Source organism: Halomonas sp. AOP25-F1-15 (assembly GCF_052378675.1).
Lineage (GTDB): Bacteria > Pseudomonadota > Gammaproteobacteria > Pseudomonadales > Halomonadaceae > Vreelandella > Vreelandella casei.
Genome location: NZ_JBQSXV010000005.1, coordinates 23,872 through 44,931 on the forward strand (window position 1 = coordinate 23,872; position 21,060 = coordinate 44,931).

Below are 21,060 nucleotides of genomic sequence, written 5' to 3' on the forward strand. Positions count from 1 at the left end.
TACCACCCATGGATTTTTCATTACTTCTGGTACTTGCCGTTGCGCTTTCGGGCGTTATTTACCTGCTCGACGTGGTGCTGTTAAGGCCTAAACGTCGCCAGCGTGTTGCGACAGCTGATGCCAATACCCAGGAAGGGTTAGACGAGCCCACCCGTGAAAAGCTGCTGAAAGAACCGTGGCCCGTCGATTACGCCCGTTCGTTTTTTCCGGTGCTGTTGATCGTGCTCGTAGTGCGCAGTTTTATTGTTGAGCCGTTCCAGATCCCCTCGGGTTCAATGCGGCCTACGCTCGAAGTGGGCGACTTTATCCTGGTCAATAAATTTGCCTACGGCCTGCGGTTGCCGGTGGTGAATACCCGGTTTATCGAAGTTGATGACCCTGAGCGTGGCGATGTCATGGTATTTCGCTTTCCTGACGAGCCCTCGGTGAATTTCATCAAGCGCGTGGTGGGGTTGCCGGGAGATCGCATTCGTTATGAGGGCAAGCAGCTTTATATTAACGGTGAGCCGATTGCTAAAGAGCTGACTGAAGAAGGCCCTGAGGCCTCTCCTGAGCAGCTACTGTTAGCAGAGACGCTAGGTGACGCTGATCACTTTGTTTATAACAACCCGCGCGACCCTGGCCCGCAAATGCGTGAAGTGGAAGTGCCTGCAGGGCACTATTTCATGATGGGTGACAATCGTGATCATTCCAACGACAGCCGCTATTGGGGCTTTGTGCCGGAAGAGAATATTGTCGGTCATGCCTTTGCGGTATGGATGCACTGGGACGGCGGATTGCCGAGTTTTACCAGCGTGCGGCGCATTGAATGAAGGTTTTGCTTACGTTGAGTTTAGTCAGTTATGTCACTTTAGTTAACGTCAATGACGTAGGAGAGCTGTGAGTAATTCCTTGAACGCTTTTTGCCGACGAATCGGCCATACCTTTGGCGATGATATGCTATTGGAGTTGGCCTTGACCCACCGCAGCTTCGGTGGTCGTAACAATGAGCGCCTGGAGTTCCTAGGTGACTCTATTGTCAACTTTGTGATTGCCGAAGCGCTGTTTCAGCTCTTTCCTCAGGCACGCGAAGGCCAGCTTTCACGCCTACGCGCGCGACTAGTGAAAGGCCAAACGCTGGCCGAACTTGCGCGTGAAATGGAGTTTGGCGAATGTTTGCGGCTAGGGTCTGGCGAAATGAAAAGCGGCGGACACCGGCGCGAATCAATTTTGGCAGACGCGGTTGAAGCCATCATTGGCGCTATCTATCTGGATGCCGGCATGGACGTTGTGCGTGATCGCGTATTGGATTGGTATGCAGAGCGGCTTGGCAATATCTCGCTACAAGATACCCAAAAAGATCCAAAGACCCGGTTGCAGGAATTTCTTCAGTCGCGCCAAGCGGCATTGCCGCGCTATGAAGTTGTCTGCGTGAAGGGTGAGGCGCATGCCCAGACCTTTACCGTGGAATGCTACATTGACCTGTTGACTGAGCATACCACCGGTAAAGGCCCTAGCCGCCGCCATGCTGAACAACAAGCGGCAGAAGAAGCGCTTTCGTATCTTGAAAAAAGTCCTGGAGACAAATCATGAGCCAATCCTGTGGATTCGTTGCCATTGTCGGTCGACCCAACGTGGGCAAGTCCACCCTCATGAACCGTATTCTAGGGCAGAAGGTGTCGATTACATCACGGCGCCCGCAAACCACGCGGCATAAGGTGATGGGCATTAAAACGGTTGAAGAGACGCAGTTTGTCTATGTCGATACCCCGGGCATGCATATTATGTCCAAAGATCGTAATAAAGCGATTAACCGCTTTATGAACCAAGCGGCGACTCAGGCGTTGCGCGACGTTGATTGCGTGGTGTTCATCATTGACCGCACCCGCTGGACGGAAGAAGATCAGGCCGTTCTCAAGCGCTTGGAACATGTAAAAGCGCCGGTGATTCTGGCCGTTAACAAAGTTGATCGGCTGAGTGAAAAAGGCGACCTGCTACCGTGGCTAGCAGAGGTCGGTGCGCGGCGTGATTTCGCCGCGGTGGTGCCTATTTCCGCCAAGCACGGCACCCAGGTAGACACGCTAGAAGACGAGGTGGCTAAATACCTTCCTGAAAGCGTTCACTTTTTCCCCGAAGATCAGATTACCGACAAAAGCATGCGCTTTATGGCGGCTGAGATGGTACGTGAAAAAGTCATGCGCCAACTGGGCGATGAACTGCCTTATCAGATGACCGTTGAAATTGAAGAGTTTCGCGAAACAGAGCGGGTGACGCACATCAGCGCGTTGATTCTGGTCGAGCGCCAAGGTCAGAAAGTCATACTGATTGGTGAAAACGGCGACCGGATCAAGAGCATTGGGCGTGAGGCGCGTCTGGATATGGAGCGCGCGCTAGGCACAAAAGTAATGCTCAACCTATGGGTTAAAGTAAAACGCGGCTGGTCAGACGATGAGCGCGCGTTGAAAAGCCTGGGTTACGACCTAGATTGAGCCTAGCGATGCCGCCGGAGCCGGCTTTTTTGCTGCACCGGCGGCCCTACCGTGAAACCAGCGCGTTAGTCGATCTACTAACGCTCAACCACGGTAGGGTGCGTGCCGTTGCTCACGGCGGTCAGCGGCCGGGTTCAAAGTCGCGCCAGCGCTTGCAGCCATTCACCCCGCTATTTGTCACCTGGCAAGGCACGCGTGAGTTGAAGCGGCTTACGCTGATGGAGTCTCGCGGGCAAACGGCGCTTCTGGCGGGTGAAGGGCTGCTATGCGGGCTATATGCGAACGAAATCGCCACGCGGCTTATGCCATTAGAACTATCGGCGCCGGACGTGTTTGCGTTTTATACGGTGCTGTTAGAAGCACTGCCGATCCCTGCCGAACGTGCGCTAGCGCTGCGCCGCTATGAATGGGCGCTGCTAGAAACGCTGGAGGCAACGCCGCAGTTTACGACGCTTGACGGTGGTGTTTTAGATCCCCATTTGCGCTATCGTTTCGATGCCGCTAGTAGGGCGTTTGCCGTTTCCGAGCGCGGGATAGACGGCCGAACGCTGCGCTACATTGAGCAAGGCGATTGGCAGCATGAAGGACTTGCCAATGCGCTTAAGGCCGTTATGCGCGCGGCGCTAGCGCCTCACCTAGGCACCGCCGTTTTGCGCTCACGGGAGCTGATGCTCGATTTGGCTCGCCGTCGTCAACGTTCTTAATGGCTGTATTTGATAATTTATAAACTCTTATTTTCTTGCTGCGTTGGAGGCACTATGCATCCCCCTCGGATACTGTTAGGCGTCAATATTGATCACATTGCGACACTTCGCCAAGCCCGAGGCACGCGTTATCCTGACCCCGTGCAGGCGGCTTTAGTCGCCGAGGAAGCCGGTGCCGATGGGATTACGGTGCATTTGCGCGAAGACCGCCGCCATATACAGCCGCGAGACGTGCGCATTTTGGCCGAGATGCTTAATACGCGCATGAATTTGGAAATGGCCGTTACCGAAGAGATGCTCACTTTGGCTGAGGAGGTGCGTCCTGCGCATGTCTGCTTAGTGCCTGAAAAGCGTGAAGAGTTAACCACCGAAGGCGGTTTGGACGTCGTTGGTAGCTTTGACGTGATTGCGGGCGCTTGCCAGCGTCTACGCGCGGTAGGCTGTGATGTTTCGCTATTTATTGATCCTGAGGAAGCTCAGATTGACGCAGCCCACCGTGCTGGCGTACCCACTATCGAGCTGCACACCGGTGCCTATGCGCAAGCTAGGTCTGGCAGCGATGCCGCGAATGCGGAATATCATCGCTTAACCGTTGCCGCCACTCATGCCGTGTCGCTGGGGTTAGTCGTCAATGCCGGTCATGGGTTGCACTACCATAACGTTGAGGCGATTGCCGCATTGCCGGGCATTAACGAGCTCAATATTGGTCACGCCATCATGGCACGCGCGCTTTTCGTGGGTCTCAAAGAGGCCGTGCAGGAGATGAAACGCTTGATCATTGCCGGCCAAGAGGCCGGCTTAATGGCCGCGTTAGATGCTCATGACCTGGAACACGACCATTCACATGGCGAGAGCGCTGGCCATGAAGGTGATTCTGAGCATCGCCATAACGGATGCTGCGGGCACTAATGAGCGGTTTCTTTGTTTAGAGGTTATGTTGGCGATGATTGTGGGAATTGGCTCTGATATTGCCCGCGTTGAGCGCTTTGTACAGGCTATACAACGTCACGGTCCGCGCTTTGCTCAGCGTATTTTAGGCCCTGATGAGCATGCTGCGTGGCTGCAAAAGTCACAGCCTGCCGCCTTCTTGGCCAAACGGTTTGCCGCTAAAGAAGCGTTTGTGAAAGCGCTCGGACTAGGCCTGCGAGAAGGCATGCAGTGGTGTGATATTCAGGTGCTTAATGACACCTTGGGTAAGCCACATTTTGTGCTCAGTGGCCAGGCCGAACGGCTCCTTCTGGCGGCGGGCGTTACAGCTAGCCATGTCACGCTAAGCGACGAGGCTGAGTATGCGGTGGCCTTCGTTGTGTTGGAGCGCTAGCCGCTTCAACCATCAGGCCCGTGTAACCTATAGCGTTGGTTGAAAGAACCTGCACTAATGCCTAAGTAGCAGCGGGCGATACGTTCGCAGCTTTGCCATGGCTCTATACAGGTCTTCTAAGAGCCCATGTACATGGGCTAAACCACTGGTGCGAAGCCGGGTTTCCAGCGTTTCTACCAGCAACGCCAATTCAGGCGCGCCACAGTAGCGGCTAGCGCCATTCAAGCCGTGCACCCAATCCAGCAGCGTCGCCAAGTTTTGCTGTGAGTAAGCGCCGCGCATCTGCTTTTCACTCTCTTCAAGGCTGTCAATTAGCCGCTTTAGCTGCTCGCGCGCTAGGTAGTCTTTGCCGCCCGCTAGGTGCGCTCCCAGCTCCAAATCCACCACTGGTAATGTCGCAGGCTTGGTATTGGCATAGCGAGGTTTAATGGCCATTTTAGCGCCCCTCGGTGAGGACGGTGGTGTCGTAAAATCGGCAAGTCGGTGGGTCTGGCTTAAAAATCTACTCAGTAGCTGGTGCAGTTGCGTCTCATCGATGGGTTTGATGAGTACGTCATCTAAACCCTCCGCCAGCCACTTTTCGCGCTCACTGCTGAGTACGTGGGCGGTAACGGCCACAATCGGGCAGCGTGCCCAGGTGCTGCTCAGACGGCGCAGCGCGTGAGTGGTTTGAACGCCGTCTAGCCCCGGCATGCGAATATCCATTAGCACCATATCAACGTTATGGTTGCGTGCGAACTCTAGCGCGTGATGGCCGCTTTCTACCGTTGTGATGTGAATTGTCGGGCTTTCTAGCATGCTTTTAAGCAGCTCCCGGTTCGGCGCATTATCGTCCACAATCAAAAGCTTTAAGACCGGCGACTCCGTAGGGGGCGAGTTGGGATGGTCTGCAGGCTTACTGGGAATAAGCGCAGGTAATAGCAGTTGATACAGCGAGGTTGCCAGTTGATCACGTGAAAAGGGCTTATAAAGCGTTTCTCCACCATAGGTTAAACGCAGTGGCGGCAGGTCGAAGCTATTGCTATTGGCTAAAATCAACACCGGACACGGGGTTTGATCAATCACGTTTTGCCAATGGGTTTGACGTTCGAGGCTAAAATCATTGTGCTCTAGCCCAAGGATTAGCAGCTGCTCCTGCTCTAAGGCATCTACTGGCATCGGTATCGCTTGCCAGCGCTGAAGCAAATGCTCCAGCATATGCCGAGTGGGCAGGTGTTCTTCATACAGGCGTATATGGGGATTATCTAAGCTGATTTCCGGGGGGCGCTCAATGGCTTTATGCGCTAGCATTGGCAGCGTAAACGAGAACGTAGTGCCCGTGCCAAGCTCGCTTTCAACGCTGATCTCGCCACCCATGCGCTCAATCAACTGGCGACAAATGGTTAGCCCTAAGCCGGTGCCGCCAAACTGGCGCGAATGGCTGGGCTCTGCTTGAGTAAACGCGTTAAATAACGCCTGCTGATGGGTGTCGCTTAAGCCAATGCCGGTGTCACTGACGCTGATGCTCAGCACCACATGCTGCCCTTCATGGTTATCCAGCATGACGCGAACAATCACTTCACCCTGATGGGTGAACTTAAGCGCATTGCTGATTAAGTTGTTCAATACTTGGTGGATGCGTAGCGGATCGCCGCATAGCGGTGTCGGCACATCGTCGTATACCATCGCCACTAAATGCAATTGCTTACGCTGGGCTTCTGGCGCGTGCAGCCCCATAACCTCATCGACCAGCGTCACGATATCAATATCGGCTTCTTCTAGGGTAAGGCGATTGGCCTCAAGCTTAGAAAAGTCGAGCACGTCATTAACCAACATGAGCAGGTTGTCGCTGGCGCGATGCACGTGTTGAAGCCATTCCTGCTGGCGGGTGTCCAGTGATGAGCGGCCCAGTAATCGGCAAAAGCCTATAATACCGTTCAGCGGTGTACGGATTTCATGGCTCATATTGGCAAGAAATTCAGACTTCACAGCGTTTGCACGCAGCGCGCTGCGATGAGCCAAATCGAGCTTTATGTTCTGCTCTTCAATGGTTTTCATTGATGCTTGCAGCTCGCTGGTGGCCTGCTCGATTTGCGTTTGCATATCGCGCTGCGACTGCTGAAAGTGTTCCGCAAGGGTATTGACATGGGTATAGAGGTGATTAAGTTCCGCGGCACCCGAGGACGCTAAACGCAGCTGATAATCGCCGCGGGATAATCGATACAAAGCATGACTGGCTTCTTCAATATGCCGGGTAACGTAACGGCTGATGGCAAAGGCGATTAAAAACAACAGCAGCCCCAGTAGCATGCCACCTAGGCTAAGGCTGGCAATCAATTTATAGCGCTCAAGCGTCAGCGCACGGATTTCCATTTCTACATCTAGCCAGCCTAGGATATTTAAATCGCTAGCGTTAAACGTCGTGAGCGGTATGCGTAATCGCCACCTATCGTCATCAATAATAAGCTGCTGATCCGCCGGTGGACTCAGCGGCACGGGGGCGGGCTTGCCAAGTAACAATAGGCGACTGCCTTGCTCATTAAACACCGCAACCGTCCTCAGTCCATTGAGGCTCAGTAGCTGACGCGCTAAGTTCTCAAGCTGCTCAAGGTCGGCATCAGCAATTGCCTCACTGAGGCTGGGTGTTATTAGTTCGACAGCATTTTCTAAGCGCTCTTTTTTCATGGTATGCGTCTGGGCATCGTTCTGTACCATCAGGAGTACGGCCATGATGGCGTATACCAAAAGGGGTAGACCGAGTAAGGCAAACAGCAGACGGGTATTCAAAGACATGAAAGAAGCTCGCTGATTCAATGAGGTTGCCTGTCCAGGCCGAGGCAGCACCGATATAATGCAGCATAACGGTTACGATAAGGAATGTTCGATGAGCTATTTCAAGAACGATTTCAAAAACGATCTCAAAAACGATTTTACAAACTATCCTACGCTAGAAGATGTGGTGGGCAATACGCCGCTGGTGCGGCTGAAGCGAATTAGCGCTGGGCGCAACAATACACTGCTAGCCAAGCTTGAAGGTAATAACCCCGCGGGGTCGGTCAAAGATCGCCCAGCACTGTCTATGTTAATAGAGGCAGAAGCCCGCGGCGAAATTTCTCCCGGCGATACACTGATAGAGGCAACTTCAGGCAATACCGGTATTGCGCTTGCCATGGCAGCGGCGATTAAAGGCTATCAGATGGTGCTGGTAATGCCAGAAAATGCCTCGGATGAGCGTAAGCAGGCAATGGCTGCCTACGGGGCAAAATTAATTTCGGCAAGCAAAGCGGGAGGCATGGAAGGGGCTCGCGACATTGCGGATGACATGATAGCCAGAGGGGAAGGTAAGCCGCTCAACCAGTTCGCTAATCCGGATAACCCGCTGGCGCATTACCGTACAACCGGCCCTGAGATATGGCAGCAAACGGGCGGGGAAGTGACTCACTTTGTAAGCTCCATGGGCACCACCGGCACCATCATGGGCGTATCGCGCTATTTGAAAGAGCAGAATCCGGCAATTCAAATTATTGGCTTGCAGCCTGCTGATGGCGCCAGCATCGCCGGTATACGTCGTTGGCCGAAAGAATACCTGCCGGCTATTTTTGAAGCGCCTCGCGTGGATGTCACCCTGGATATCGGCCAGCAAGAGGCGGAAGAGCATATGCGACGTCTAGCGCGTGAAGAAGGCATCTTAGCGGGTGTGTCCTCCGGTGGCAGCTTGGCAGGTGCGCTGCGTATCGCAGAGCAAACGGAAAATGCCGTGATCGTGTTTATCGTCTGTGACCGCGGTGACCGCTATCTTTCCACCGGCCTTTTTGCCCCAGGAGTATAACGATGGCTATGTTGGGAAAGCGGCGGCCAGCAAGGCCTGCATCGGGCCATTCTGGTTTAGCGGGTACGCCAGGTGGCAAAGGGGTGCATGCCCTCTCCGAAGATAGCTCACCGTTAGTGATTGAGCGCTTAGCGCATGATGGCCGTGGTGTTGCCCATGCGGCCAATGGTAAGACCGTGTTTGTCGCTCAGGCCTTGCCGGGTGAGCGGGTTGATGTCGCTATTCACTTGACGCGCAAACGCTACGACGAAGCGCATATCAAATCACTGTTGACCACCTCTGAGCAGCGCGTAACGCCGCCATGCCTACACTTTGGCCGCTGCGGCGGCTGCGATTTGCAGCATTTGAATATTGACGCGCAGCGTGCGCATAAGCGCGACGTGGTGCGCGATCTCTTTGCGCGTCAGGGCATCACGCTGGGCGACATTAGTTCGATTCAGGGCAGTGACCAGGGCTATAGGCGGCGTGCCCGGTTAGGCGTCAAAGTAGATAGCCAAGGCGGTACCCACCTAGGTTTTCGGGCCGCCCATAGCCATCGGCTGGTCGACATTGAACAGTGCCCAGTATTGGTTGACTCCTTACAGCAGCTGCTAACGCCCCTGCGTGAACTGCTGCAAACGCTAGAGGCTCCGCGCCAGGTAGGTCATATCGAACTACTGGCAACGCCGAGTGCGCAGGTAGTGTTAGTCCGTCAGTTAAAAGAACACGCACCGGATGCCGAGCGCTGGAAGGCCTTTGCGCAAAGCCAGCGGGTAACGTTGGGCACTTGGCTGGGGCGTGAAACGCCCACGCTGCACTGGGATGGTGCGCCGCCGGTGTTGGAAGAATCGCTGACGCTCGACGGGCAGCCGCCGCTTGCGCTCAGCTTTGCGCCAGGCGATTTTTTACAAGTCAACGCTCAGGTTAACCAGCAAATGGTGGCTCAGGTGATTGAATGGCTAGCGCCTAAGCCTGGGCAAAAAATACTCGACCTGTTTGCGGGTATTGGCAATTTCAGCCTGCCCATCGCAGCAGCCGGCGCTGAAGTACATGCGGCAGAAGGAAACCCCGCCATGGTGGCGCGCATTGCCGACAATGCTGCGCGTAATCAACTGGTGGTAAGCGGTGAGCAGGGAGATTTGAGCGACCCCGCGAACGTTAAAGCGCTGTTAGCCACCCACCGTGATAGCGACGCGCTGGTGCTTGATCCGCCACGCATCGGCGGTGAGGCAATATGTCAGGCGCTAGCTCACCATCGGGTGCCCAGAGTGGTCTATATTTCCTGTGACCCCGCAACGCTTGCTCGAGATGCGGCACATCTTGTGCATGCGGGTTACCGTGTGAAGCAAGTGGCCGTCGCCGATATGTTCCTTCACACTGCGCATATGGAAACGCTGGTGCTGTTTGAGGTTGATGGTGTTTAGGTGGATGGTTTTAAGTAAGCAGTTTTAAGTGAACGGTTTTAAGTAAATGGTTTTAAGCAAAGATTATTTAAGTTGTTGTTAGTTAAGCAAGCGCTTTGTAGGCTGATAGGTTGGAAGTGCCGGGTTTTATTTTCGCCCATCGCATCGAGCCACGGAGGCGGTCGTGTGGAGACCACTTCTCTGAATGGATGAATTATTGTCATGGTAAAAGTGCGTGAGGACCAACCGCTCACTGCTAGCGGGCAGGTAGACATACAACAATGGTTAACGCGCCTGCAAGAAGATGTGCGCCTAAGGGATCCTGAGCGATTAGTCGACGCCTGTAAACTAGCCGAAACGCTGGAAATTGAGGCGCCACGTACGCATCGCGTCTGGCTATCGCCCGGCTCTAGCTTCCGAATGGGGCTGGAAATGGCGGATATTCTTGGTGATTTGAAGCTCGATCAAGCCACTCTTGAAGCCGCAGTGCTCTATCGCTCTGTGCGAGAGGGTTTACTCAGCCTTGAGGGCGTCTCCAAGCGTTTTGGTAGTGAGGTTTCCAGCCTCATTGATGGCGTATTGCAAATGGCTGCGATCAGCTATCCGCTGGCGCCTGACCATGCTATGGGGCAGCATAATCAGCAGGAAAATCTGCGCAAAATGCTGGTCAATATGGTCGGTGACGTGCGCGTGGCGCTGATCAAAATCGCCGAGCGTACTTGTGCGCTGCGTCAGGTCAAAGATGCGCCGCTGGAAAAATGTTTACAGGTTGCCCGTGAAGTTGCCGATATTTATGCCCCGCTGGCGCATCGGCTAGGGGTTGGTCAACTTAAGTGGGAGCTGGAAGACCTCTCGTTTCGCTATTTGCACGAAGATGAATACAAAGCGATTGCTAAGCTACTGGCGGAAAAGCGCCTTGACCGCGACCGTTATATTCATGATGTCGTGGAAACCATCAAAGCCTTGATGGAAGCTCAGCACATTCACCGCTATGACGTGGATGGTCGCGCCAAGCACATCTACTCAATCTGGCGAAAGATGAAGCGCAAGCGGATCGACTTCTCCCAGGTCAACGATGTGCGCGCGGTGCGCATTTTGGTGCCTGAGGTGACCGACTGCTACACCGTACTCGGGATTATTCACTCGCGCTGGCATCATGTGCCCAATGAGTTTGACGACTATATCGCCAACCCCAAAAAAAATGGCTATCAGTCACTGCATACGGCCGTGATGGGGCCAGAAAACAAGGTGCTCGAAATTCAGATTCGCACCTTCGCCATGCACGAAGAAGCCGAGCTAGGCGTTTGTGCCCACTGGCGCTACAAAGGCCATGATACCAACGCTAAAAGTCGTAGCTACGAAGAAAAAATCGCTTGGCTGCGTCAAGTGCTGGAGTGGCAGGACGAAGTTGGCGGCTTTGGCGATCTCCGCGAAGGACTGGCCAGCGATGTCGCCCCTGACCGTATCTACGTCTTTACCCCAGATGGCCATGTGATTGACCTGCCGCGTGTCGCGACCCCCATCGATTTTGCGTACCGCGTGCACACGGAAATAGGCCACCGTTGCCGGGGCGCCAAAATTAATGGCCGCATTGTGCCGCTGACTTATAAGTTGAAAACCGGCCAGCAGGTGGAGATTCTAACGGCCACTAAAGGCGGGCCTAGCCGCGACTGGCTAAACCCTAGCCTGGGCTACGTGCGAACTTCCCGCGGCAGAGCCAAAATACAAGCGTGGTTTAAGCACCAGGCGAGGGATCAGAACCTTGACGAAGGGCGCGCGCTATTTGACCGCGAGATGCGCCGTCTAGATGTCGAAGACCTTGACCTGCCTAGGTTGGCGAAGGCCGTGAACTACCTCAATGCTGAGGATATGTATGCCGCAATCGGCGCCGGTGACTTACGTATTGGCCAAGTGCTTCACCAGGCGCAGCAGCTGTTCGGCGAGACCGATGACCAAGAGCAGCTCGACCGGCTGCTTGCCAAGCCTAAGCGCCAATCGAGCAAGGCCACGAAAAGCGATATTACGGTGCTTGGCGTAGGCAATCTCAAAACCAGTATGGCGAATTGCTGCCGTCCGGTGCCCGGCGAGCCAATTGTTGGCTTTATCACTCAAGGGCGTGGCGTCACCGTTCATCGTCAGGACTGCAGCAATATTTTGCAATTACGCCTGGACGAGCCTCAACGCATTATTGAGGTAGAGTGGGGCGAGCGTGCCCAGACGCGCTATCCGGTGACGATTGAAATTCAAGCCTGGGATCGTTCGGGGCTGCTGCGTGATGTCACCAGCTTATTGGGTAATGAAAAGGTCAACGTCCTCGCCGTCAATACCTTAACCAATACCGACGAGAGCATCGCTCGTCTGCGGATAACGTTAGAAGTGGATGGCCTTGAGTCACTGGGTCGTCTGTTTTCACGTATTCAGCAGTTGCCTAACGTCACCGAAGTGCGCCGCCTGCGTAACGCCGACCCCGATCACCAACGTCGCAAGGGAGGAGCATAATGCGCCACCGTATGGATGATCTGCTGACCCTTATGCAGGTGCTGCGCGATTGCGAGCAGGGCTGCCCGTGGGATCTGCAGCAAAATTGGGACAGCATCGTGCCGCACACATTGGAAGAAGCGTATGAAGTGGCCGATGCCATTGAAAGGCGTGCTTTCAATGAACTGCCCGGCGAGCTAGGCGACCTACTTTTCCAAGTGGTTTATTATGCTCAGTTCGGTGCAGAGGAGCAGCGCTTCGACTTTGCTGACATTGTCGATACGCTGACCGCTAAGATGCTGCGCCGCCATCCCCACGTGTTTCCCGACGGCACGCTTGCCTCGCGCCGCTCGCCGGGCGTGAGCGCTGAAGAGATACAGTCTCAGCAGGTCAACAGCCGCTGGGAGTCGCTGAAAGCCGAAGAGCGTGAGCAAAGAGCGCGCGCCGAAAAAGCCGCCGATATGCCGTCGGTACTCGACGACGTGCCGCGCACGCTACCTGCACTTAGCCGCGCCGCTAAGCTGTCTAAACGGGCCGCAAGGGTGGGCTTCGATTGGCCTGATGCTGAAGGCGTAGTAGCCAAAATTCGTGAGGAGCTGGCCGAAGTCGAGGAGGCGCTTGCCGCCGGCGACCAGCGGCATGCCCAAGAAGAAGTGGGCGACCTGTTGTTTGCGGTAACCAATCTTGCCCGCACGCTGAATGCAGACCCTGAACAGTGCCTGCGTGCCACTAATGCTAAATTCGAACGCCGTTTTCGCCATATTGAGCGCGAACTTAGCGCTGCCCAGCGGCCGCTACAAGATGCCTCTCTAGATGAAATGGAGGCCCACTGGCAGGCAGCTAAAGCACAAGAAAAACACCCCAGCCATTCCTGATTTAATCATGCTTAATCTAATGATGATGCGACCTTTGCAAGGAGGCCATGCCAATGAGTCAAGACCTACACGAATCCCTGCGCGATAACGTACGCATTCTAGGTGATAGCCTGGGGCGAACGATTGCCGATGATTTAGGCCAAGCATTTGTCGATAAAATTGAAACGATTCGCGCCCATGCCAAGCGCGGGCGTCAGGGTGATTCGCTGCAGCAGCGTGAGTTAATTGAGTATCTTCGCCAGCTACCCGAGCGTGACCTGCTGCCAGTCACTCGGGCGTTTAACCAGTTTTTGAATCTGGCTAATATTGCCGAGCAGCACTACCGGGCGCGTTTTCGTCGCGTTGAAGATTACAAGCCTGGCTTTCAGCCGGTGCTTGGCGAGCTGCTTGAGCGTGCCAAAAAAGCCGGTAATTCACCGCGTAAGCTGGTCGAAACGCTCGCCAATATGCGCGTTGAGCTTGTTCTGACCGCGCACCCGACCGAAGTTATTCGCCGTACGCTCATTCAAAAATACGATGCGATTGATGAATGCTTAACCGCTATTGAAAGTTCGGAAGATTATCCAGAGCGTGGCACCCGTGCCCAGGGGCGCCTGGAAGAGCTGATTAGCCAAGCCTGGCACACCGATGAGATCCGCCACGAGCGGCCAACGCCGGTGGATGAAGCCAAGTGGGGTTTTGCTGTCATTGAAAACTCACTGTGGCAGGCGGTGCCTGATTTTCATCGCGATCTGGATAACCTGCTGCTGGATACCGCCGGTGAGCGGCTGCCTCTGGATGCCGCGCCTATACGCTACGCTTCCTGGATGGGCGGCGATCGCGATGGCAACCCCAACGTTACCGCTAAGGTGACCCGCGAAGTGCTATTGCTGGGTCGCTGGATGGCCGCCGATCTGTATTTGCGCGATCTTGAACAGTTGAAAACCGAGCTTTCCATGTGGAAGGCCAATAGTGCGCTTAAAGCCGAAGCTGGTGATGTGGCGGAACCGTATCGCGAAGTTCTCAAGCGCTTGCTAGCAAGAGTCGAAGCGACTCGCGACTGGGCTAAGGCCGAGCTGGACGGACGTAACTATGACGGCGGGCCTATTATTGAAACCCGCGATCAGCTCTACTCGCCGCTGCTCGCCTGCTACCGCTCGCTGTGCGATGTTGGCCTCGATACCATTGCCAACGGCGCGCTGCTTGATACCCTGCGTCGAGTGGCAGTATTTGGCGTGACGCTAACCAAGCTGGACCTGCGCCAAGAAGCGAGCCGCCATGCCCAGGTTATCGAAGAGCTAACCAGTGCACTTGGGCTTGGCCACTACCAAGAGTGGGACGAAGCCAAGCGCCAAGAATTCCTGCTGTCTGAGCTTGCCTCGCGTCGACCGCTGATTCCGCGCCGCTGGGAATGCTCGGCCGAGTCTCGTGAAGTGCTGGACACCTTTAAAGTGATTGCTCAAGAGCACACCGAAGCGCTGGGCACTTACATTATCTCCATGGCAGCAGAGCCTTCAGACGTGCTCACCGTAGCGCTGCTGATGAAAGAAGTCGGTGGGCAGATGACGCTGCCGATTGCACCGCTGTTTGAAACGCTCAACGACCTGGATCATGCCGGCGCCGTGGTTGATCAGCTGCTCTCAATACCGGGCTATCGTGCGCTGATTGGCGACCGTCAAGAGGTCATGATTGGTTACTCAGACTCGGCTAAAGATGCCGGTCAGCTTGCCGCAGCCTGGGCTCAGTACCGTGCCCAAGAATCGCTGGTGGCTGTCTGTGAGCGCCATGGCGTGGACTTAACCTTGTTTCATGGTCGTGGTGGCACGGTAGGCCGTGGCGGCGGTCCTGCTCATGCGGCGATTCTCTCTCAGCCCCCGGGCTCGGTGAACGGCAGCCTGCGGGTGACCGAACAGGGCGAGATGATTCGCTTCAAGTTTGGCCAGCCGGATATCGCGCTGCGCTCTATGGAAATCTATGCCTGTGCGGTGCTTGAAGCGACGCTGCTGCCGCCGCGTGCGCCAGAACCTCAGTGGCGCGAGGAGATGGACCAGCTCGCGAAGGTCGGCCATGCCGCCTACGTAGGCGTGGTGCGTGAAGACCCAGATTTTGTGCCTTACTTCCGAGCAGTTACGCCGGAAGGCGCGTTAGGCAGACTGCCGCTAGGTTCGCGGCCGACTAAACGGCGTCAGGATGGCGGCGTCGAAACGCTGCGCGCGATCCCATGGATTTTCGCCTGGACACAGATTCGCTTAATGTTGCCCGCATGGCTGGGCAGTGGCGAAGCTTTTGCGAAGCGACTTGAACAGCCCGGCGGGCGTGAAGTGCTGCAGGAAATGCGTAAGGATTGGCCTTTCTTCGGTACCTACTTGGACATGCTTGAGATGCTGTTGGCCAAAGCTGACGTGGCGATTGCCGCTTATTACGAGCACCGCTTGGTGGATGAACCTTCGCTAAAAGCGCTTGGTAAAAAGTTACGCCATCGTTTCGCATCATTGGAAGATGCGGTACTCGATATTCTTCAGCAAGAAAAGCTACTGGAGAACACACCGTTGATTCGTCAGGCGATTGATGTGCGTAATCCTTACATCGACCCGCTCCACGGCCTCCAGGCGGAGTTGCTGCAGCGTAATCGTGACGCCGACGGTGCTATTAGCGCAGACCTTTCGCGTGCGCTCATGGTCACCATGGCCGGTATCGCCGCTGGCTTACGCAACACAGGCTAAGCGTTTTTATTTTCACAGCGTTCTAGCATAACGTTCTACAACAAGGAGGCGTCAATGTCCTCAGATGCTCAAGCGGTACTCGATTTTTGGTTTGAAGCGTTGACGCCAGCTCAGTGGTTTAAAAAAGATGCGCAGATGGATCGTACGATTATTGAGCGATTCAGCAAGCTGCATGCCCAGGCCGCCCAGTGTGAATGCTATCCTTGGCGGCAAGTGGCCCAAGGGCGACTTGCCGAGATCATTGTGCTGGATCAGTTTTCACGCAATATGTATCGTGACGACGCCCGTGCTTTCGCTACCGATACCTTAGCGCTGGCGCTTGCTCAAGAGGCCGTGGCAGTGGGTGCCGACACCGAGCTTGCGAGTGCGCAGCGGGCATTTCTCTATATGCCCTTTATGCATAGTGAGTCTGCTGCGATTCATGATATTGCCATGCAGCTGTTTAACCAGCCGGGGTTAGAAAATAATCTTGATTTTGAGGTGCGTCACAAAGAAATCATTGATCGCTTTGGGCGCTATCCTCACCGTAATGCACTGTTGGGCCGGGCCTCGACTGACGAGGAGCTGGCTTTTCTGAAGCAGCCCGGTTCGTCCTTTTAATTTTGTATACCTATTGGCTTCATGGCGCGTTATGTCGTTACGAAAATCTACTCGTATTAATAAGTACATTAGTGAAAGCGGTATGTGCTCGCGACGCGAAGCCGACCGTTTTGTGGAGCAGGGCAACGTATGGATTAACGGTCGTCGCGCCACTACCGGCGACCAGGTGGTCGCGGGGGATCTGGTTAAAGTTAATGGCCAAGACATTGAGCCTCAGGAAGAGGACGATCTGGTTCTGATTGCGCTGAATAAGCCGGTGGGCATTGTCAGCACTACCGAATCCAGCGAGAAAGACAATATCGTTGAGTTTGTAAAACACGGCGCGCGCATTTTTCCCATCGGTAGGCTCGACAAAGACTCCCAAGGGCTGATTTTTTTAACCAATAACGGCGACTTGGTTAATAAGATTTTGCGCGCTAATAACAATCATGAAAAAGAGTATCAGGTGACGGTGAACAAACCGGTTACCGATGAGTTTATTGACGGCATGCAGAATGGTGTACCTATTCTCGGCAAGGTGACCAAGCGCTGTAAACTGCGCAAAGAGTCGACGTTTGTATTCACGATTACCTTGGTGCAAGGGCTCAATCGCCAAATTCGCCGCATGTGCGAATATTTTGGCTATGACGTTACGCAGCTAATTCGCACGCGGATTATGAACGTACCGCTTAAAGGCTTAGCGCTGGGCGACTGGCGCGATTTAACCGTTAAAGAGATCGATACCATCGTCACGCTGACCGAAAGCTCAGAGGCTGCGCCAGAGAAGAAGAAAAGCAAACCTAAAATTGACAGACCCAACTACAGCGCACGTTCAAATACTGAAAAGAAAAACCAGCCTGGCGCCAAGGCTGCCAGCGGCAAAGTACACAAAGACCCAAGAGCTAAAACTGTTGGATCAGGTAAGCCCCATGCCAAAGGCAAAAGCTCGACGGTAGGAAAGCCTGGCGCAAATAAACCCGGCGCCAAGGGCAAAGCTGGCGCGAAAGGGGCGGGTAAAGGACACATCGCGCGGGGGAAGCCTACCGCCGGTGGCAAGCCTTCTCAGCGGCGTAAGTAGCCAACAGCGACGATCATTGCTTATCTTTTTCAGGTTCAACCATATTGATTTATATTGCGGCACTTTATGCGGTGGTTAGCGTGATCACCTACATCACTTATGTTGTCGATAAAAAAGCGGCGATTAAAAACCGCCGGCGGGTGAGTGAAAAATCGCTTCACCTGCTTGCACTAGCCGGTGGCTGGCCAGGGGCACTGCTGGCGCAGCAGCGGTGGCGGCATAAAACGCAAAAAACCAGCTTCCGAGTCTTTTTTTGGCTGACGGTTATTGCCAATTTGGCATGTTTAGTTGGTTTCGTGCTCTACCCTTACGGCGGATGAAAAAATGACGGCCTACTTTGTTCAAGCGTTTATCTATCTGCTGGCCGCGGTGATTGCGGTTCCTCTCGCCAAGCGCTTTGGTCTGGGGTCAGTGTTGGGTTATTTGGTTGCCGGCGTGGTCATTGGCCCCATCCTAGGGCTGGTCGGTCAAGAGACCAATACGATTCAGCACTTCGCGGAATTTGGCGTCGTGATGATGCTATTTTTAGTCGGCATGGAACTTGATCCCAAAGCGCTGTGGGCCATGCGCGTACGCCTGCTGGGATTGGGAGGGCTTCAGGTGGTGCTAACGGCGGCAGCCGGTGCGGCTATCGCTTGGTGGCTGGGCTTGGTGTGGCAAACGTCATTAGCTATCGGGTTTATTTTTGCACTGTCGTCTACTGCGATTGTGCTCCAAACGCTAAATGAAAAAGGGCTTGTTAAAACCGAAGGTGGGCGCAGTGCTTTCTCGGTTTTACTGTTTCAAGATATTGCTGTTATTCCCATGCTGGCGCTTATTCCGCTGCTAGCGCTGCCTGAATTAATGAGCGCTGGCGGTGATGACGGCCACGCAAGCTTAAGTCTAGTATCCAGCCTGCCTGGCTGGGCACATGCGCTGGTGGTCGTGGCGGCCATTGGGAGTGTGGTGGTGGGTGGCTACTACCTAGTGCCTTTACTGTTTCGCTATGTGATTGGCTCTGGCCTGCGTGAGGTGTTTACCGCCACGGCGCTAATGCTGGTGATAGGCATTGCCGCACTAATGAGCCTGGTTAATTTATCGCCGGCGTTGGGTGCATTTCTAGCCGGGGTGGTGCTGGCTAACAGTGAATTCAAGCACGAGCTTGAAGCCAATATTGAGCCATTTAAAGGCCTGCTGCTGGGGTTGTTTTTTATTACCGTTGGGGCGGGCATCAATTTTTCGGTGCTGGCAGCAGAGTGGGGCACGATTCTCTCGTTAGGCTTGGCGGTTATCGTGGTCAAGGGCTTCGTCTTGCTGGGCTTGGCGCTGCTGTTCAAAGTGCGGGGCAGTAACGGCTGGCTGTTTACCTTAAGCCTTGCCCAGGCCGGTGAGTTTGGCTTTGTATTGCTTACCTATAGCGTACAAAATAGCGTTATACCGGCTGATATTGCTCAGATTCTTTCGCTCGTTGTGGCCCTGTCGATGTTCTTAACGCCGCTGCTGTTTATCGTCTACGACAGGCTAGTGTTGCCGTACTATCGAACTGCCTCCAACGATGATCGTGAGGCTGATACGATCGAAGAAGAGGCGCCCGTTATCGTGGCTGGCGTCGGTCGGTTTGGGCAAATTATCTGCCGTTTGCTACGCGCCAACAACATTCCTATTGTGGCGCTGGATCATGAGATCGAGCAGATCGAGAACCTGCGTAAGATCAATATTAAAAGCTACTTTGGTGACGCCACCCGCTCCGATTTGCTAGAAACCGCTGGGATTGAGAACGCGCGGTTGATCGTTATCGCAATAGACGACCCTGACCGCGCTGTGCAAATGGTTAAGCACGTCAAGCAGTTCTATCCCAAGCTCTGGGTGCTAGCGCGGGCTTTCGACCGTGGCCACGGCTATCGGCTGCGAGAAGCAGGTGCCGACGATGTGGTCAGCGAAACCTATCATTCTGCCTTAGAGTTGGGCGGTCATGCGCTAACCGCCATGGGCGTTCACCCCATGCGGGCTAAGCAAATGACCTGGGCTTTTGTGCAAAATGAAGAGGCCCATGAAGATGAGCTGTTTAACGTTTGGAAAGAAATAGAGCAAGGTATTAGCTTCAGCCCCCGCTACGGCGAGCTGTTTATGAAGCTGGAAGGCGCGTTGAACAGCGCTATGCAGCAAGATTGGAACGAGCCACAGCGCGAAGATGTACCGATTTGGACACCACCAGCGCCTTCAGAAGATGAAAACCGTTAAAACGGCAGATGCAGCGAGGCGCTTAGCATATTGAGATGGCTGAGCGTGGGGGCATCAAGGCGTTCGTACTCTAAGCGACTAACCAGCCGGTTAATCGTCATGGTCGCACCAAAGCCTTGTAGCATCGCGCTACCGCTTTCGTCGACCCCTTCAACATTGCTTTCACCGCGCCATTCGGTGATGCCGGATTTCGCATAGACGCTAAAGGCGCCCATGCGAACTCCGGCAATAATGGCGCCGCCCAAGCTCAGCGTATCCATAATCAGCGGGTTAATATTGGAGGCGATGGCGACTTCTTCGCTTTCGCGGTAGGCAATTTCAGCACCGATATCCAGTTGGGGGAGGCGCCAAGGGCTAAAACCTGCCGTTAGCCGAAAGCCACTGGTATACGTGTCTAGGCTGCTGAGATCGCTACCTTCTAAAATAACCCCGTTGTCTAGCTGCATTAGCTCACTGTCGGCAGCCGTGTAGGCCATTACCGGCGGGGTATCATCGGCGTAGCTGCTTAACCACGGAACGGAGCAACAAAGTAGGGTGCTTGCCAAGCGTTTTATTGGCATTTCTCGTACACCTATAGCAGGGGGAGAAAACGTTATTTGCATTCAGATTAGCAAGTGGCTTGAATCTCTACCACTTTAATTGCACCTTCCGCCAAGTTGTCGACTAGGTTTTTGCCCATACTGGTGAAGCGTTCTCCGAACACCCACTGGGGCGAGAGCACGGCCTGTCGCGGCGTTTGTTCTTTTTTACGCTGGCGGTGGCGCCACGCTAAGGCGGCATCACTCCAATCGTCCACGTGCTCAATAGCAAAACCACCTGCTTCAAGCAGCTGGGTTAATTCTATTAGGCTCAGCAGGTGAGAGTGCTCAAGCGATACTGCCCAGGGCACAGGGAAACGCAGTGCTGCGACGTTGGGCCCACTGACCACTTCGTGCATTACTAGCTGCCCGCCCGGGCGCAGTACGCGGCGGCTTTGCTCCAGCACCCGGGCCGCATCGGGCATATTGAGTAGGCTATGCTGAAATAGCACCGCATCAAAACTATTGTCCGCAAACGGCAGAGCACTTGCGTCGCCCGTTACCCAGGAAAGCAAGTGGACATCAGGTTGCTGAACTCGCGTACTCAGCGCTTTATTGAGTGCGCTGAACCCATGCGTAATATCCAGCCCGGTCATTTGAAAGCCGAGCGCGGCGCCTTGGCGCATCAGCCCCCCTAACCCCGCGCCGATATCCAGCACTTTCGGGTGCGCGCGAATATCCAAGTTCGCGCTGAGTCGTTCGAGCAGCCGGGAAGAGGCCGCCACGCCGCCAATGTGTAGCTGATCCAATGGCGCTAGCTGGTGCAGCGTGGGTCCATCCGGGTAGTGAGCATCGATCTGAGCCAGCACGTCATCAGCGCGTAGGGCGCGCTGATAGTGGTCCGCTAGCGGATGGAAGGGTGGCATG

Annotated in this window: 18 protein-coding genes; 15 read left to right on the forward strand and 3 right to left on the reverse strand. The window is 54.6% G+C overall.

The features are described from left to right. The first annotated feature begins 8 nt into the window (after positions 1-8). The 6 genes from lepB (at position 9) to acpS (ending at position 4,493) form a co-directional block, all read left to right on the forward strand. Positions 9-812, forward strand: a complete 804-nt coding sequence (gene lepB / locus ACT3TF_RS10680) for a signal peptidase I (RefSeq protein ID WP_444625563.1) — start codon at positions 9-11, stop codon at positions 810-812. A gap of 67 nt (positions 813-879) precedes the next feature. Continuing rightward, a complete protein-coding gene (gene rnc / locus ACT3TF_RS10685; protein ID WP_096280489.1) occupies positions 880-1,572 on the forward strand; it encodes a ribonuclease III in 693 nt (230 codons plus the stop codon). Further along, on the forward strand, positions 1,569-2,468 hold the full coding sequence (gene era, locus ACT3TF_RS10690) for a GTPase Era (RefSeq protein WP_193062679.1): 900 nt from the start codon (positions 1,569-1,571) through the stop codon (positions 2,466-2,468). The genes rnc and era overlap by 4 nt, the downstream gene beginning before the upstream one ends. Before the next feature lie 8 nt (positions 2,469-2,476). Beyond that, on the forward strand, positions 2,477-3,172 hold the full coding sequence (gene recO / locus ACT3TF_RS10695; protein ID WP_444625562.1) for a DNA repair protein RecO: 696 nt from the start codon (positions 2,477-2,479) through the stop codon (positions 3,170-3,172). 54 nt (positions 3,173-3,226) lie between these two features. Next, positions 3,227-4,081 carry a pyridoxine 5'-phosphate synthase gene (gene pdxJ / locus ACT3TF_RS10700; RefSeq protein WP_444672203.1) on the forward strand — a complete coding sequence of 285 codons (855 nt, stop codon included), beginning with the start codon at positions 3,227-3,229 and terminating at the stop codon, positions 4,079-4,081. A gap of 34 nt (positions 4,082-4,115) precedes the next feature. Beyond that, positions 4,116-4,493 (forward strand): holo-ACP synthase, encoded by a 378-nt coding sequence (acpS, locus tag ACT3TF_RS10705; protein WP_193062712.1) that lies wholly within the window; start codon positions 4,116-4,118, stop codon positions 4,491-4,493. Between the two features lie 54 nt (positions 4,494-4,547). On the opposite strand, the gene ACT3TF_RS10710 is transcribed toward acpS, so the two are convergent. Then, positions 4,548-7,265: an ATP-binding protein gene (locus ACT3TF_RS10710; RefSeq protein ID WP_444672204.1), complete on the reverse strand. Its 2,718-nt coding sequence runs from the start codon at positions 7,263-7,265 to the stop codon at positions 4,548-4,550. A gap of 91 nt (positions 7,266-7,356) precedes the next feature. Between ACT3TF_RS10710 and cysM the strand changes: the two genes are divergently transcribed. The 9 genes from cysM (at position 7,357) to ACT3TF_RS10755 (ending at position 19,615) form a co-directional block, all read left to right on the forward strand. Then, complete coding sequence (gene cysM / locus ACT3TF_RS10715; protein WP_193063578.1) at positions 7,357-8,301, forward strand: cysteine synthase CysM; 945 nt, start codon at positions 7,357-7,359, stop codon at positions 8,299-8,301. 2 nt (positions 8,302-8,303) lie between these two features. Further along, a complete protein-coding gene (gene rlmD, locus ACT3TF_RS10720; RefSeq protein WP_096280471.1) occupies positions 8,304-9,704 on the forward strand; it encodes a 23S rRNA (uracil(1939)-C(5))-methyltransferase RlmD in 1,401 nt (466 codons plus the stop codon). Positions 9,705-9,905: 201 nt separating this feature from the next. Then, a complete protein-coding gene (relA, locus tag ACT3TF_RS10725; protein ID WP_096280466.1) occupies positions 9,906-12,182 on the forward strand; it encodes a GTP diphosphokinase in 2,277 nt (758 codons plus the stop codon). After that, positions 12,182-13,036 carry a nucleoside triphosphate pyrophosphohydrolase gene (gene mazG / locus ACT3TF_RS10730; protein WP_096280463.1) on the forward strand — a complete coding sequence of 285 codons (855 nt, stop codon included), beginning with the start codon at positions 12,182-12,184 and terminating at the stop codon, positions 13,034-13,036. Before relA ends, mazG begins: the two co-directional genes overlap by 1 nt. A 53-nt stretch (positions 13,037-13,089) precedes the next feature. Continuing rightward, entirely contained in the window at positions 13,090-15,738 is a 2,649-nt protein-coding gene (gene ppc / locus ACT3TF_RS10735) for a phosphoenolpyruvate carboxylase (protein ID WP_192536218.1), read from the forward strand. Between the two features lie 54 nt (positions 15,739-15,792). Further along, complete coding sequence (locus ACT3TF_RS10740) at positions 15,793-16,338, forward strand: DUF924 family protein (protein WP_193063584.1); 546 nt, start codon at positions 15,793-15,795, stop codon at positions 16,336-16,338. 31 nt (positions 16,339-16,369) lie between these two features. Then, a complete protein-coding gene (rluF, locus tag ACT3TF_RS10745; protein ID WP_192536217.1) occupies positions 16,370-17,395 on the forward strand; it encodes a 23S rRNA pseudouridine(2604) synthase RluF in 1,026 nt (341 codons plus the stop codon). A gap of 44 nt (positions 17,396-17,439) precedes the next feature. Beyond that, positions 17,440-17,715, forward strand: a complete 276-nt coding sequence (locus ACT3TF_RS10750; protein WP_192536216.1) for a DUF1294 domain-containing protein — start codon at positions 17,440-17,442, stop codon at positions 17,713-17,715. 4 nt (positions 17,716-17,719) lie between these two features. Beyond that, entirely contained in the window at positions 17,720-19,615 is a 1,896-nt protein-coding gene (locus ACT3TF_RS10755) for a monovalent cation:proton antiporter-2 (CPA2) family protein (protein WP_192536215.1), read from the forward strand. Here ACT3TF_RS10755 and ACT3TF_RS10760 read toward each other — a convergent pair. Together ACT3TF_RS10760 and ACT3TF_RS10765 are read right to left on the reverse strand one after the other, a co-directional pair. Then, positions 19,612-20,175, reverse strand: a complete 564-nt coding sequence (locus ACT3TF_RS10760) for a hypothetical protein (RefSeq protein WP_192536214.1) — start codon at positions 20,173-20,175, stop codon at positions 19,612-19,614. The genes ACT3TF_RS10755 and ACT3TF_RS10760 overlap by 4 nt on opposite strands. A gap of 47 nt (positions 20,176-20,222) precedes the next feature. Next, positions 20,223-21,059, reverse strand: a complete 837-nt coding sequence (locus ACT3TF_RS10765) for a class I SAM-dependent methyltransferase (RefSeq protein ID WP_192536213.1) — start codon at positions 21,057-21,059, stop codon at positions 20,223-20,225. Position 21,060 lies beyond the last annotated feature (1 nt).

What these genes read in the sequence shown, in the direction of transcription:
- ACT3TF_RS10740 (WP_193063584.1), top strand. Translation starts at nt 15,793, where the DNA reads ATGTCCTCAGATGCTCAAGCGGTACTCGATTTTTGGTTTGAAGCGTTG.
- ppc (WP_192536218.1), top strand. Translation starts at nt 13,090, where the DNA reads ATGAGTCAAGACCTACACGAATCCCTGCGCGATAACGTACGCATTCTA.
- relA (WP_096280466.1), top strand. Translation starts at nt 9,906, where the DNA reads ATGGTAAAAGTGCGTGAGGACCAACCGCTCACTGCTAGCGGGCAGGTA.
- pdxJ (WP_444672203.1), top strand. Translation starts at nt 3,227, where the DNA reads ATGCATCCCCCTCGGATACTGTTAGGCGTCAATATTGATCACATTGCG.
- cysM (WP_193063578.1), top strand. Translation starts at nt 7,357, where the DNA reads ATGAGCTATTTCAAGAACGATTTCAAAAACGATCTCAAAAACGATTTT.
- ACT3TF_RS10765 (WP_192536213.1), bottom strand. Translation starts at nt 21,059, where the DNA reads ATGCCACCCTTCCATCCGCTAGCGGACCACTATCAGCGCGCCCTACGC.
- era (WP_193062679.1), top strand. Translation starts at nt 1,569, where the DNA reads ATGAGCCAATCCTGTGGATTCGTTGCCATTGTCGGTCGACCCAACGTG.
- ACT3TF_RS10760 (WP_192536214.1), bottom strand. Translation starts at nt 20,175, where the DNA reads ATGCCAATAAAACGCTTGGCAAGCACCCTACTTTGTTGCTCCGTTCCG.
- lepB (WP_444625563.1), top strand. Translation starts at nt 9, where the DNA reads ATGGATTTTTCATTACTTCTGGTACTTGCCGTTGCGCTTTCGGGCGTT.
- ACT3TF_RS10710 (WP_444672204.1), bottom strand. Translation starts at nt 7,265, where the DNA reads ATGTCTTTGAATACCCGTCTGCTGTTTGCCTTACTCGGTCTACCCCTT.
- acpS (WP_193062712.1), top strand. Translation starts at nt 4,116, where the DNA reads ATGATTGTGGGAATTGGCTCTGATATTGCCCGCGTTGAGCGCTTTGTA.
- rluF (WP_192536217.1), top strand. Translation starts at nt 16,370, where the DNA reads ATGTCGTTACGAAAATCTACTCGTATTAATAAGTACATTAGTGAAAGC.
- ACT3TF_RS10755 (WP_192536215.1), top strand. Translation starts at nt 17,720, where the DNA reads ATGACGGCCTACTTTGTTCAAGCGTTTATCTATCTGCTGGCCGCGGTG.
- rlmD (WP_096280471.1), top strand. Translation starts at nt 8,304, where the DNA reads ATGGCTATGTTGGGAAAGCGGCGGCCAGCAAGGCCTGCATCGGGCCAT.
- recO (WP_444625562.1), top strand. Translation starts at nt 2,477, where the DNA reads ATGCCGCCGGAGCCGGCTTTTTTGCTGCACCGGCGGCCCTACCGTGAA.
- mazG (WP_096280463.1), top strand. Translation starts at nt 12,182, where the DNA reads ATGCGCCACCGTATGGATGATCTGCTGACCCTTATGCAGGTGCTGCGC.